We start from the raw sequence: 13,073 nt of genomic DNA, 5'->3' as shown, positions 1-13,073 counted from the left end.
TGGGAGCCGGCCTCGTGCTGCTCATGGTGCTGAGCTGGGCTTGCGTCGGTCGGCTGCGGTCAGGCTTCACTCCTTGCCGCCGGCTGGTCGCTGTTGCCCTGTGCCAGTGACGCGAGAATCTCCTTGCGGCAGACATCGAGGATTTCGTCCGCCAGCGGAGAACCGTCCGGGCACGCCCGCGACAACATGATCGCGCCGACCGAATGGGCGAGCATGTCGATCACCATCATGCGGGCCGCGCGCTGTTCCGCATCCCCCGGCGTATCGCTTTGGGACTGAAGGGCCGTCAGCAGGTTCTCGATCCCGGCTGCGAACTCTGTTTTGATGTCCGCCGGCTGGCGTGCGGCGTCGCCGCCGAGGGCCGCGATGGTGCAGCCGTCACCGCGCCCGTCGCGATGCTCCCGGGAGACGTAGCGCTCGACGAACTCGGCGGGGTCCAGACCTTCTGTCCGTGCCACGGTCTGCGAGAGCCCGCTTGCGGACGCTTCGGCCATCAGGTCGGCCTTGGAGCGGAAGTGCTTGTAGAACCCGCCATGGGTGAACCCGGCGGCTGCCATCAGTTCTGCCACGCCGACACCGTCATAGCCGCGCTCCCGGAACAGCCTGGAGGCTGTCGCGACGATGTGGGCACGGTTCTGCTCTGCCTGTGCCTTGGTGACCCGCATGTCCAGCCGTCCCTTCCTCGGTCGACGCTCGACGGTCCAGCATACATAGATGTCGATCGACATCAAAGGGCTTGACTTTTTAGATGACGATCGTCATCGTATTGCTCACCCCCTCCAGAAAGGCTCAGGCCATGAGTGACACACATGTGACCGCACCGACTCAGTACATCGAGGTTGACGGCGACCGGTTCGCCTACCGGCGCTGGGGCAAGCCCTCGGGCGTCCCGATCTTCCTGGTCCAGCACTTCCGCGGAGGGATGGACAACTGGGACCCGCTGCTCACCGACGGCCTGGCCGAAGGCCGTGAGGTCATCCTGTTCAACGGCCGAGGCGTCGCCTCGTCATCGGGCACGCCGCGTAACCGGATCGAGGACATGGCCGACGACATCGCCGCGGTCATCCGGGCGCTGGGGCTGGAGCAGGTCGACCTGCTCGGCTTCTCGCTCGGCGGTTTCCAGGCGCAGGAGGTCACGCTGCGCCATCCCCAGCTGGTGCGCAAGCTCCTCCTGCTCGGCACCGGCCTCCGAGGCGGGGACCCGACGAGTGACCCCGAGGTGCCTCAGTACGCCCTGAACCCGGTCCCCACCCTGGAGGACTTCCTCTTCCTGTTCTTCGGCCGCTCGGAAGCCGCGAAGCAAGCGGGCAAGGCCTTCTGGGAGCGCCGCCACCAGCGGGCCGACCAGGACCCGCCGAGCTCGCCCGCGGTCGCACAGGCGCAGTTCGAAGCGACCGTCGCCTACGCGGAACCGCTGCCGGGCGAGAACCCCTACGCCCACCTGAACGCGATCACCCAGCCGACGCTGGTCCTCAACGGCGAGAACGACGTGATGATCGCCTCGATCAACTCCTGGCACCTCGCCCAGAACATCCCCAACGCGCAACTGCTGATCTACCCCGATGCCGGGCACGGAGCGCAGTTCCAGTATCCCGAGCGGTTCCTGAAGCACGCCATTCAGTTCCTCGACGAGTAACGCCTGCGGGGCTTCGGTGCAGTCGCTGACGCCTGGTCCGTGATGACGGGCCGCAGGCTCACCGGATCCCCGGAATGCGACACGCACACCTTCCCAGGCCATGGAGCCCTCTACGCCCCCGTGGTCGAAACGGAAGACAGTCCGGCCAACGGATCGTCGCCGATTTCGCCGGCTAGACCAGCTGCGCGAATCCGGCAGGCCGGACCCCGGCCTGCCGGAGCGGCTGGCGGAGGTAGGCGCATCCTGCGTGATCGAGGCGGGGTGCGCCATCGCCCGGCTGCCGTGCCCGCTCCCACGGTGTCCACCGCCGCGACCTTCCGGCCGGGACGGCTGATACGTGCCGCACGGGCGTGGAAGACGTGGGCGTCGGCCGCGCCGTCGGTGACCACGACGAGGAGCGCCTGAGTTCCAGCCACTGGGCGGCGATCCGCTCGATCGTGGTGTCCGGGCAGAGCCACTCGACGTCCTCGCTGCCGGCCTTGACGACGTGGGCGACGCCGCTCCTTCCAGCGTGCCCCGGGCCGGTCTGCTGGGCGAGTCGGCCCGGGGGCGGCAGGGAGAGTCGCCGGACCAGTCCCAGAGGCTCCGCTCGCCGAGACGAGGGTCGTACAGGGCCCGACCGCCGGCGCCGAACTGCCCGAGCTCGGTCATCAGCGCAACGCCGGTCTGGATCTCGTCCGCTGTCCAGCCGGTGATTCCTTGATCATCGGTAGTCGGCTGCGCGTCACGCCCAGCGTCCTTTTGCACGCCAGGCGCCTGCGGAGGGTGTCCGATTCAGGAGGGCCCGGGTGGCGCGGGCCTGCTGCGGTTGGGCAGTGGAAGAACGGGCCGCCGCTGCGCAGTGCGTCGATTTCGAGAGCCAGCTGGCAAATGGCCTCCTCGTACAGAGCGAGAGTGCGGCGCAGGTCGGTGTTCTCCTTCCGCAGCCGGCTCAGGTTGGCTTCCGTACGTACGTCGGATCCGGAGGGTTCCGTCGGCGTCGTAGGCCGGGCCAGCGCCGGGATGCGGGGCCGGAAGTGCACGTCGATCAGGTCGGCGTAGTGCCGGTGGCAGGTGGCGTGCGGGATGTCCAGGAGCCGCTCGATCCCGGTCACGGTGGGGCGCCGTCCGCGGGCTGCTGCCTCGGCACGGACGGTGTCGATGGCGGCCTTGACGGTCTCGGTGCCGGGCAGGGCGCGTTTCACTCGGCGATCTCCGGGGCGTGGCATGTGAGGAACGCAGCGGTGGCGCGGTGCCTTTCCCCCAGGCGGTGACGGACGTAGGGGGCGAGGCGGTCGCTGTCGGCGAGGGCGTCCTCCAGGCGGGCGAAGTGACCGGTGAGGGCCTGCAGGTTGGCGGGCGTGAGAGCGGTGTTGCGGCAGACCAGCGGTTTGCAGTCGGCCATGACGGGCTGATCGGCGGGGCCCTCGGACGTGCGGCACAGGGCACGGTCGGCCCGGTCCCAACTCGTGTCTTCCCAACGAGGTCCACGCTCATCACGACGCCGCCACCACTCGAACGCCGCCCGGTCGTCCATGGATGCATCACGCCAGTCCCGCCTGCCTCGCGCGAACCGCAGGAAGTCGAAGTACGTGCGCAGGTCCCGGGCATGGGCGGCCTGGGTGTTCCACGGCGAAGACGCCAGCGACACCGAGAAATACCGGTTCAGCGCCACGTCGTACCCACCCGCCGGGCTGATCAGGAACGGCTGCCCCTCGGGCACCCCCAGATCGTCCAACCCCTCACCGAGATCGGCGAACAGGGAGCTGAACTCCCGCATGAACGGGGTCTTTTCGCGCGGCCGGGGCTCCGCAGACTGCCGCGGCCGCCGGCAGCCCTCGGATTCGAGGCCGGAGCAGAGGGCGCCGTTGGACAACTCCCGTGTCCGTCATGAGCGTTGAGACACGCGAGCCGTCGATGTTGTTCCGCCCGACGCGGCGAGCGTCTCGCCCCTGCCGTCGCGTCGTCGGCCCCGCGTGATCATGCCAGGAGGATGCCGTGTGGCCGGCCTGATCTCAGTTGCTGTCGGGCGTCATCGAGACCACGACCTTGCCGGCCTTGGTGCGACCTTGCTCGACGTACGCCATCGCCTCGAGCGTCTGATCGAACGGGAAGGTGCTGTCCATGACCGGGCGGAGCTTCCCGCTGTCGTAGAGGGCGCCGAGCTCGCGCAACTGGGAGCCATTGGCCTGCATGAAGAAGAACTGGTAGCGAACGCCCAGGGCCTTCGCCTGCTTGCGGATCTTGCGACTGAGCACGTTCATGACCAGCCCCAGGAAGGAGGGAGCGCCGAGCTGCCTGGCGAACCCGGCGTCCGGCGGGCCCACGACGCTGACAGCCAGGCCGCCGGGCTTCAGCACGGTCAGCGACTTCTCCAGGTTCGCCCCGCCCACGGCGTCCAGCACCAGGTCGTAGCCGGACAGCACCTTGGAGAAGTCCTCCTTGGTGTAGTCGACGACGACGTCGGCACCGAGGCTTTTGACCAGCTTCTCGGAATCAGTGCTCGCGGTCGTCGCCACCGTGGCACCGAGGTGTTTGGCGAGCTGGATGACCGTCGATCCGAGGCCGCCGGCACCGGCGTGGACGAGCACCTTCTGACCCGGCTTCACATGGGCCTGGTCTACGAGGATCTGCCAGGCGGCCAGGGCCACCAGCGGCACCGCGGCCGCCTCCTGCAGGGTGAGCGAGGCCGGCTTGGGCGCGACGTCGTCCATGTCGATCGCGATGTACTCCGCGAAGCCTCCGATCCGCAGGTCGCGCGGACGGGCGTAGACCTCGTCGCCGACTTCGAGGCCGCGCACGGCGGAACCGACCCGCGTCACGACGCCGGCCACGTCATGACCGAGCACGAACGGAGGCTTGTACTTCAACAGCTGCTTGAACTCCCCGTTACGGACCATCTTGTCCAGCGGGTTGATGCTCGCGGCGCTCACCCTGACCAGAACATCGCGGTCACCGACGCTGGGCTCGGGTACCTCGGCGGCGCGCACGCCGTCCTTGCCGTACTTCTCGACGACGAATGCCTTCATGCCGGCCGCCTTTCCATGTGATCTTCTCGGTCGCCTGCGTGCTGGTCATGACGCTACTTGCTGAGTATAGAAAAGTAAACTTAGGTGAGGTTAGAATCACCCCTATGGATGCGAGGACCGAAGCTCTTCAGGACGCCGGCATGGACACCCGACTCGACCGGGACATGTCGAACTGCTCGATCGCCCGGACCCTCGAGGTCGTGGGTGAGAAGTGGACGATCCTGATCCTGCGCGAGGTCTGGTACGGCTCGTCCCGCTTCGGCGACTTCGAACGTGTCCTCGGCTGTCCTCGCAACCTCCTCGCGGCGCGACTCCGGATGCTCGTGGAGGAAGGGATCCTGGTCACCGAGACCTACAAGGAGCCGGGCTCGCGGCGTCGGCCGAAGTATGTGATCACACCCAAGGGCATGGACCTGGTCCCGGCCGTGATGGGGCTCCTGCAATGGGGTGACCGATACCGCGCCGACCCGGAGGGTCCGGCCATGCTGACGCGACACCGCGGATGCGGTGCGCACGTCGATGCCCAGATCCGCTGCGAACGAGGTCATGCCGTGCAGGCGGAGGACATCGAGAGTGTCCCCGGCCCCGCTTTCCGTATGAAGGCCGCTGAGTGAGCTGAGCGCGGTGGCGGCAGGAGTCCGGGTGGGCTCAGTCCGCCGGGGTGTGCTCACTCCGTCTGGCTCGGGCCTGGTGGAGGCGGACTTTGGTGCGGTTGCCGCAGCGGGACATCGAGCACCAGCGGCGGTTGTGGGCGGGGGAGCGGTCCAGGAAGCGCAGGGCGCACGTGTCCGCGCCGCACACGCGTACGCGCCGGATCTCGGTCGACAGGAGCAGGTCTACAGCGTCCTGCGCGATCAGTGCCAGGGCGGTCGCGGGATCAGGTGCCATGGTCGTGGTGCCGGCGGGCTCCAAGTGGCCGTCTTTGATGGCGATTTGCGGCGCCGGCCGGGGCGCCTGTGCTGCCGATTCGTTGAGCAGCACGACGTCGCTGGAGGAGGGCAGTCGGCCGTCGGAGACCGCGAGTACGGCCCGGTCGACCGCCTCGCGCAGCCGTCGGCCCGATGCCAGGACGGCGGCATCCACGGGATCCGGGATGCCCGGTGCGAGCAGTCCGGCCCGCTGAAGCCAGAGGGTCAGATCGCCCGGGTTCCGGAGCGTCTCCCCCGGCATGAGTCGCCACCGGTGGCGGAGGGTGTTGGTGAAGTCCAGACAGACCCGCCCGCCGTCCCAGATCCACGTGTCGTCCGTTGCCACGCCTTCATTCTGCACGTTAGGTTTAACCCCCTAAGAGGGTTAGTTCGTGCCGGGGGAGGCGCATCCATGGGACAGCCCACTGTGACCACAGGCGTGACGCAGGTGGACGGGGTCCGCCTGCACTACCTCCGAGCGGGATCCGGTCCTCTGCTCGTCCTGCTCCACGGCTGGCCGCAGACCTCCGACTGCTGGCAGCCGGTGCTGGCGGATCTTGCCGCCGACCACACCGTGGTGGCACCCGACCTGCGTGGCTACGGCCTGAGCGACAAGCCCTCGACCGGATACGACAAGCGGCGGATGGCCGCCGACATGGCGGGCCTCGTCGAAGCACTCGGCTTCGAGACGACCGCCGTCGTGGGTCACGACCGGGGCGCCCGCGTGGGGCACCGCTGGGCGCTGGACCGACCCGAGCAGGTGGAGCGGCTGGCTGTGCTCGACATCGTGCCGACCCGGGAGATGTTCCGCCGGCTGGACGCCTCGCTCGCCTCCGGGTACTGGCACTGGCTGTTCCAGATGCAGCCTGATCTTCCCGAGCGCCTCGTGGGGCACGACATACGCGGGTATCTCGAGTACTTCTTCGAGCGGTGGACCGATAACCGGCACGGGCTGACACCCGAAGCGGTCGACGGATATGTCCGAGCCTTCTCCCGCCCGGGTGCCATGCGCGCGAGTTTCGACGACTACCGCGCCATGGAGCAGGACGTCGCCCTCGACGACATCGACGCCGCCGAGGGCCGCCGCCTCACCATGCCGGTACTGGCGCTCTGGGGTTCCGCAGGGCTGCCCTCCCGCCTGCCGACGCTGGAGATCTGGCGCGCCTACGCGGACGACGTCACCGGAGCAGAAATCCCGGAGTGCGGCCACTTCATCCCGGAAGAGCAACCGGAGGCGCTGCTGGGCCATTTGCGGTCGTTCCTGGCCGACGAGGCGAGTCGGTGACCCTGCCACCGTGACGAGAGCGGCGCCCCTGCGGGTCCACAGTCTCACTGGCCGGCCGGGGCAAGTCGTCCGAGCAGCCTCCCGAACCGAGGGGCGGCCCAGCCGCTTCCGGTTGGGCCGCCACTCAGTCAGATCCTGGCCGAGACCGGGACCCCCGCCGAAGCGTCCCCCGCGGCCGCGCTGTCGGATGTGCGCTGCCCGGGCATCCAGGCGCGGCGCGCGGTGAATCTCAGGAAGCCGCGACGTGGGCAGCGCGCAAGGAGACTTTGTCGATCTTCCCGACCGCGTTCTTCGCTATGGCCTCTACCACGAAGAACCCGGTCGGACGCTTGAAGCCGGTGAGGCTGCGCGCACAGAGCTCCCGCAGCGCCGTCAGATCGACGGTCACGCCTGGTCGCGGCTGTATGTAGGCCACGACCACCTCTCCCCACTTCTCGTCGGGTACGCCGATCACGGCGGCTTCGAGCACCGACGGGTCGCTTGTGAGGACGTCCTCGATTTCCTTGGGGTAGATGTTCTCCCCACCACGGATGATCATGTCCTTCGAGCGCCCGACCAGGGTCAGATAGCCCTCGGCGTCGAGGTGACCCACATCGCCCGTGTGCAACCAGCCGTCGACGATGACTCTGGCCGTTTCCTCAGGGCGGCCGAGATAGCCACGCATGACGTTGGGGCCCTTCACGAGGACCTCACCGTCCGTGCCCGGCCCCACCTCGGTACCTTCGGCGTCGACGATCCGAATCTCCTGGCCGGGGAAGGGAAGTCCCACGGTGCCGGCACGTCGCGGGCCCGCGACGGGGTTGATGGTGGACCCGCAGGTTCCTTCGGACAGGCCGTACCCCTCGACAAGAGGGAACCCGTACCGGGCTTCGAACCGGTTCAGCAACTCGGCGGAGGCAGGTGCGGCGCCACAGACTCCGAACCTCAGCGACGATGTGTCGGGCCGCACGTCGTCCGGGAGCGCAGCGAGCATGCCGTAGATCGTCGGCACGGCGCTGAAGAAGGTGGGGCGCTCCTGCTCGACGAGGTCGAAGAAGCTGTGTGGGTCGAACCGGCGGCCCGCGATGACGACGCTCGCCCCCGCGAGAAGAGGCGTGAGAACGCTGACCACGATGCCGTTGACGTGGAAGAGCGGCAGGATCAGCAGACACCGGTCGGCGGGCCCGATGTCCAGGGACCGGCGGCCCATTTCCGTCATGGCGTCGATGTTGGCGTGGTCCAGCATCACGCCCTTGGGCGTCCCGGTGGTGCCGCTGGTGTAGATGAGAAGAGCCAGCGCGGACGAGTCCACATGCGGTGCGTGATCCGAACTCGTCCCTTCCTTGTACAGTGCGCCGACGGCGAGTACGGCAGTACCGTCCGTGACGGGCGCCGCGCGGTCTTCGACCACCAGCAGACGCGCACCGGAGTCCTTGACCTGTCGGTCCACCTCGACGTCGGTCATGCTCGGGTTGACCGGCGTGATGGTGGCGCCGATCCGCCAGGCGGCGAACAACAGCAGCACGAACTCGATGCGGTTCGTCAGCTTGAGGGCCACGACATCGCCGGGACCGATGCCGAGGTCCTGGAGCTGACGCGCTGCCGCACGGACCCGGTCCAGCAACTGAGCGTTGGTGAGTGACTGGCGCCCGTCCGAGACCGCTGCCCCATCGGGGTCGAGAGCGGCGCGACGGTCGGGCAGTGAAGCGAAGTTCATGGCGGGCGTACCTGTCTCGGTGTTGTGCCATCCGGTCAAGGAGTCGATGCCGGCGCGGGGTGCAACTGCCGGGTGAGGAACTCGATCTGGTCGCGGACCAGGGCCTCGAAGGTCTCGCCGGTGTAGAAGTCGAAGTGGCCGGCGTCGTACCTCTTGATCTCTCCCCGGGGTGCGGTGCGCGCGTACCGGAGGGTCTGGGCGGGAGGCGTGACGGAGTCGGTGTTGCTGACGCAGAAGAGGATCGGCATGGCGACCTTCTTCGCCGCACGCCCGGGCCGGTAGGTGGCGATGGTCGGAATGACCCGTGCCGCCACCTCGTTGCGGAACGTCGTCCCCGCCGGTTGCAGCGCCTGATATCCGGGCAGGGCGTCCGGAGCGTTCATGAGGGCCGGCGAACCGGGGGCGGAGGCGATGGGAACCATCGCGGGTGCCTTGCCGCGCACTCTGGCCGCCATGTCCCGAGCGAGCACGGGGGTCATCCTGAGCGAGGCGACCGGGCCGAGCGCGAGCGCGGAGGCGAGACCATCGGTGAACGGGCACTGGGACACGGCCGCGCGCAGTTCGGGATGCCGAGAGGCGACGGTGATGGCGTGGCCTCCGCCGAAGGAGCTGCCCCACACCGCGATGCGGGAGCGGTCGACGTCAGGGCGGGCCTTGACGTAGGCGATGGCGGCGTCCCAGTCGGCGAGTTGACGCTTGATCGACAGGAGCTGGCGCGGGTGGCCGCCGCTGTCGCCGAAGTGCCGGTAGGTGAAGGCCACGGCGGCGATGCCGGCCTGAGCGAAACGCTCGGCGAAGGCGTCCAGGCGCATCTCGCGGGTGGCGCCGAGGCCGTGCCCGAGGATGACGACGGGCGGGGAGGTGACGCCGGTCGGGAGGTAGAGCCATCCGGCACAGGTGCTGTCGCCGGAGGGGAAGGTGATGTCGTGGCGGGTGAAGGAGTGCGCAGTGGTCATCGTCGGCTCACCGCCGCGTCGTCTTCGTCGAGCGGTGCCCGGGCACGCTGCCCGAGGGGAGCGCCTGGGCGTAGGTGTCCGGGTTGTAGAGCGGGAGCTCGCCGGTGGCGTCCGTCGTCTCCATGTAGTCGAGCATCAGTTCCTGGCCGTCCTTCGACATGACCCTGGTGAAGAACTCGGCGCGTTCGACGTGGAGTCCGTCCTCCAGGGGCATCGAGCCGCCGAAGTACACCGACCTCTTGGCGGCCGCGACCGACCCCTTCGACCGCCGACCGAAGTGCTCCGCGAGTTCGACCGCCTGCGCGACGACCTTGTCCTGGGGTACGACCTTGTCGACCGCCCCGTTGGCGAGCGCCTCCGCGGGCGTGAACGGCTTGCCTTCGAGGATCGCGGCCAGGGACCGATGGGTGCCGATCAGGCGGGTCAGCCGCTGGGTGCCGCCTCCGCCCGGGATGATGCCGAGGAGGATTTCGGGCTGGCCGATGAAGAAGTCCCCGTCGGCCATGACCCGAAGATCGCAGGCCCAGGCGAACTCGGCGCCGAGGCCGAGAGCCGAACCGTTGAGGGCGGCGACGAAGAGGACACCGCTGGCGTTCATCCGGAGGAAGGTCGTATGCAGACGCTCCAGCTGGAGGGCCCCGCGCATCGGGGTCCTGCGCATCACGGGCCCGAGGAGACGGGACCGGTCCACGTGCTTGGCCATGCGTACGACGGCGGCGGCACCGCGTCGGCCGACCGTCGGGCTCGCGGCTCCCTCTTCCTGCAGCCACCGGACCGCGGCATGGCTGACGAACCGCTCGGGATGTGCCCCGGTGAAGACGACGGCACGGATGCTCGGATCGCGGTCGACCCGGTTCACCAGCTTGTCCAGCTGATGGGCGATATCGAGGCCGAACAACTGGTGCGGGCCGCCGTCGACCCGGACGACAAGGACGGCTCCGCGGTCCTCGATCTCCAGATGACCCTTGTCTTTGTATGGCATGGATTCTGCTCCCGTGCTGAGTTCATGGGGGAGTGCAAAGCGAGTGAGGGAGGGCCTGCCGGCGCCAGGAATCTGGGACAGTGCGTGAAAGCCCGTCCGGGGAGGCGCGCCCGTGTCCGAAACGGCACGTCACTCGAGATGTGTACTATTGCCGTGACGAGTTAGATAACCAAGTTATTTCAAGAGTGTCAATGGTGGAGGCGCGAGAGGCATGGCAGGGCGGCCGAGGCTCGATGACGCACCGGAGCGGCTTGTGCGAGCTGCTGTCGGCCTGCTGGCCGAACAGGGGCCGTCGGCCATCAAGGCGCGTACGGTGGCGTCCGCGAGCGGGCTGTCGACGATGGTCGTCTACGGCCACTTCGGAGGGATCCCCGAACTGATGCGCGCCGTGGCCGACCACGGCTTCAGGGAGCTCGGCGCGGCGTTCGCCCAGGTGCCGGTGACGGATGATCCGATCGCGGATCTCTTCGCCATGGCTTTGACCTGCCGCCGAGTGGCCCACGAGAACCCTCACCTGTACGACCTGATGTTCGGCCTGTCCACTCGTGCGACGTACCGGCCGCTGTCGGACGCGGACCTTCGCTTCAGCGGACATTCGCCGGCCTTCCGGGATGCCCACGCCCATATCACCGCGGCATGTCAACGGCTCGTGGACTCGGGCAGGGCCGAGCGGCAGGAACCTGAAGTCATAGCCGCCCAGTTGTGGAGTCTGGTCCACGGGTACGTCACCCTTGAGCTGGCCGAGCACTTCGGCGAGTTCGAGGACCCCGTGGTGCAGGTGATGCTGCCGATGGGCGTGAACTTCGCTGTCGGTCTGGGCGGCGAGCGGGAACGGGCCGAAGCCTCGCACGAGGCGGGCGCGCGCCTTTACGACTCGATCGTTCAAGGTCGGTGAAAGTCGGTAAGGCAGGTCGCTGTCCCGTGCGGGACCACCCGTGTGCGGCTAGGGCGACTTGGTCTCCGCGGCAGAGGTACCGGTGCCCGGCGTGAGCTGGTCATGCCTCCCCAGCGCCGCGACCTCCCGTTCGAGGGACGGAACGGCACGGGCCGCGAAGCGCCTCGCCCATGGCCAGGCCAGTGGCGAATTCAGCGCTGCCTTGGCCCAGTTGGCCACGACGACCGCGCGCGGGACGTACACGCGGCTGCGGCGGCGCACGAGCCCGTCGACGATCGCGGCAGCCGCCCGGTCGGCACTCGTGGTGACATTGCCCGGGTAGGGAAGCCGGTTGCGCAGGCCCTGGAACGAGGGGAGGTCCACCTCGGCGCCCCGGACGAGATCCGTGTCGATCCAGGAGGGGTGCACCAGGCCGACCGTGACGCCGAGGTGCGCCACCTCCTGGCGATAGGTCAGGGCGAGCAGCTCGGCCGCGGCCTTGCTGGCGCCATAGGAGGCCATCGCCGCCAGCGGCATGAAGGACAGCGCGGACGCCACGACCAGCACGTGTCCCCGGCTGCGCTCCAGATGGGGCGTCACGTACTTGAGGGTCCGGAAGACACCGTTCAGATTGATGTCCAGGACCCGCTCGAACGACGCCTCGTCCGTCTGTCGCACGGTCCCGTACGCCACGACGCCTGCATTGGCGACGACGAGATCGATGCCGCCCATGACCCCCGCGGCCTCATCGATCGCTGACCGCAGGACGGTGCCGTCGCGCACATCGGCCTCACGCCAGGAAGCGGCGGGGCCCAGATCGCGGGCGAGGTCACGGAGCCGATCGGGCTCCAGTCCGATCAAGGTCACCTGAGCGCCTCGGGCGATGGCCAGGCGGGCCACCTTCTCGCCGATGCCGCGCGCCGCTCCGGTGACAACCAGCTTTCTGCCCAGCAAGTCACGTTTCATGGCGGCAACATAACTTCGTTATTTATTGAGCGCAAGATGTCGCGTGTATGAACTGTCCCCGCTCCACCTGCTGGGTCTCACGACTGGACGAACCTATGCTGACTGTCATGAGGCGGACATCCTTTGCGCACTGGCCCTGTTCGATCGCGCGCACCATGGACTTGCTCGGGGACTGGTGGACGCCGTTGGTGCTGCGTGAGGCGTTCTACGGGATCCGGCGGTTCGACGCGTTCCAGGTGTCACTGGGGATCGCGCGCAACACATTGACCGACAGGTTGCGCCGGCTGGTGGACATGGCCACGGTCACGGCCGCCGCGCGGGCGGGAGCGCGCTACTTCGACTCCACGGGGGAGGGCCCCTTCGCCCGCCGGGTCCTCCTTGAGCTGGACTCCGTCGCGGCTGCCCGGGGAGCGACTCTCGTGCCCGCGTTCGGCTACGACTACGTTCCCGGCAATCTCGCCGGCGCCCTGGCCCTGGAACAGGCGGGCGAGCGCGCATGCCATGTCGAGATCGGCTACTTCATCACCCGTTCGGGGCGCGGGAGTGAGCTGCAGTACCGGAGCACCCTGCGCGACTCCTGGGACCTGACCACGGGTGGCACGCGCCAGACGCTGGTCGCCGCGGCGGCCGAGGACGGGTTCGCCTACCGCACCCCACGCCCTGGAGCCTCATCCCGACTGGTCGACGAGCGGGCCGCCGAGCGTGTCCTCACCTTCCGCTCCGCCGGTGTGCGACGCCCGGCCATGACCGTCCCGGACACGG

Annotated in this window: 13 protein-coding genes and 1 pseudogene; 5 read left to right on the top strand and 9 right to left on the bottom strand. The window is 68.6% G+C overall.

Annotation, left to right across the window (positions count from 1 at the left end; all coding sequences use genetic code 11):
* Nucleotides 1-59: 59 nt before the first annotated feature.
* Nucleotides 60-728, bottom strand: a complete 669-nt coding sequence (locus MQE23_RS02655) for a TetR family transcriptional regulator (RefSeq protein WP_243378108.1) — start codon at nt 726-728, stop codon at nt 60-62.
* Between the two features lie 68 nt (nt 729-796).
* Between MQE23_RS02655 and MQE23_RS02650 the strand changes: the two genes are divergently transcribed.
* Entirely contained in the window at nt 797-1,636 is an 840-nt protein-coding gene (locus MQE23_RS02650) for an alpha/beta hydrolase (protein ID WP_243378106.1), read from the top strand.
* A 650-nt stretch (nt 1,637-2,286) separates the two neighbouring features.
* Here MQE23_RS02650 and MQE23_RS02645 read toward each other — a convergent pair.
* The 3 genes from MQE23_RS02645 to MQE23_RS02635 form a co-directional block, all read right to left on the bottom strand.
* Complete coding sequence (locus MQE23_RS02645; RefSeq protein ID WP_243378104.1) at nt 2,287-2,820, bottom strand: hypothetical protein; 534 nt, start codon at nt 2,818-2,820, stop codon at nt 2,287-2,289.
* Nucleotides 2,817-3,395: a hypothetical protein gene (locus MQE23_RS02640; protein WP_243378103.1), complete on the bottom strand. Its 579-nt coding sequence runs from the start codon at nt 3,393-3,395 to the stop codon at nt 2,817-2,819. The genes MQE23_RS02645 and MQE23_RS02640 overlap by 4 nt, the downstream gene beginning before the upstream one ends.
* Before the next feature lie 235 nt (nt 3,396-3,630).
* Nucleotides 3,631-4,644 (bottom strand): NADP-dependent oxidoreductase, encoded by a 1,014-nt coding sequence (locus MQE23_RS02635; protein ID WP_243378101.1) that lies wholly within the window; start codon nt 4,642-4,644, stop codon nt 3,631-3,633.
* 140 nt (nt 4,645-4,784) lie between these two features.
* On the opposite strand from MQE23_RS02635, the gene MQE23_RS02630 reads away from it, so the two are divergent.
* Nucleotides 4,785-5,258 carry a helix-turn-helix domain-containing protein gene (locus MQE23_RS02630; protein WP_020271569.1) on the top strand — a complete coding sequence of 158 codons (474 nt, stop codon included), beginning with the start codon at nt 4,785-4,787 and terminating at the stop codon, nt 5,256-5,258.
* A gap of 34 nt (nt 5,259-5,292) precedes the next feature.
* Here the strand turns inward: MQE23_RS02630 and MQE23_RS02625 are convergent, their stop codons facing one another.
* On the bottom strand, nt 5,293-5,898 hold the full coding sequence (locus MQE23_RS02625; RefSeq protein ID WP_243378098.1) for an ABATE domain-containing protein: 606 nt from the start codon (nt 5,896-5,898) through the stop codon (nt 5,293-5,295).
* A 66-nt stretch (nt 5,899-5,964) separates the two neighbouring features.
* Here MQE23_RS02625 and MQE23_RS02620 point away from each other — a divergent pair, with 66 nt between their 5' ends.
* Nucleotides 5,965-6,837 carry an alpha/beta hydrolase gene (locus MQE23_RS02620; protein ID WP_243378097.1) on the top strand — a complete coding sequence of 291 codons (873 nt, stop codon included), beginning with the start codon at nt 5,965-5,967 and terminating at the stop codon, nt 6,835-6,837.
* A 229-nt stretch (nt 6,838-7,066) separates the two neighbouring features.
* Here MQE23_RS02620 and MQE23_RS02615 read toward each other — a convergent pair whose 3' ends face one another.
* The 3 genes from MQE23_RS02615 to MQE23_RS43465 are packed head-to-tail and all read right to left on the bottom strand — an operon-like array spanning nt 7,067 to nt 10,471.
* Nucleotides 7,067-8,533 (bottom strand): AMP-binding protein, encoded by a 1,467-nt coding sequence (locus MQE23_RS02615; RefSeq protein WP_243378096.1) that lies wholly within the window; start codon nt 8,531-8,533, stop codon nt 7,067-7,069.
* A gap of 35 nt (nt 8,534-8,568) precedes the next feature.
* Nucleotides 8,569-9,489 carry an alpha/beta fold hydrolase gene (locus MQE23_RS02610; RefSeq protein WP_037668669.1) on the bottom strand — a complete coding sequence of 307 codons (921 nt, stop codon included), beginning with the start codon at nt 9,487-9,489 and terminating at the stop codon, nt 8,569-8,571.
* 7 nt (nt 9,490-9,496) lie between these two features.
* Nucleotides 9,497-10,471, bottom strand: a complete 975-nt coding sequence (locus MQE23_RS43465) for an enoyl-CoA hydratase/isomerase family protein (protein WP_279345118.1) — start codon at nt 10,469-10,471, stop codon at nt 9,497-9,499.
* Between the two features lie 253 nt (nt 10,472-10,724).
* Between MQE23_RS43465 and MQE23_RS02600 the strand changes: the two genes are divergently transcribed.
* Entirely contained in the window at nt 10,725-11,366 is a 642-nt protein-coding gene (locus tag MQE23_RS02600; protein WP_243378094.1) for a TetR/AcrR family transcriptional regulator, read from the top strand.
* 48 nt (nt 11,367-11,414) lie between these two features.
* Here MQE23_RS02600 and MQE23_RS02595 read toward each other — a convergent pair whose 3' ends face one another.
* Nucleotides 11,415-12,311 (bottom strand): SDR family oxidoreductase, encoded by an 897-nt coding sequence (locus tag MQE23_RS02595; RefSeq protein ID WP_037668645.1) that lies wholly within the window; start codon nt 12,309-12,311, stop codon nt 11,415-11,417.
* 47 nt (nt 12,312-12,358) lie between these two features.
* Between MQE23_RS02595 and MQE23_RS43605 the strand changes: the two are divergent.
* Nucleotides 12,359-12,556: pseudogene (locus MQE23_RS43605) on the top strand (hypothetical protein); the annotation flags it as partial.
* Nucleotides 12,557-13,073 lie beyond the last annotated feature (517 nt).

Source organism: Streptomyces sp. HP-A2021 (genome assembly GCF_022807935.1).
In the GTDB taxonomy this organism is placed as follows: Bacteria; Actinomycetota; Actinomycetes; order Streptomycetales; family Streptomycetaceae; genus Streptomyces; species Streptomyces afghaniensis.
This window is presented reverse-complemented; position numbering and strand designations above follow the sequence as displayed.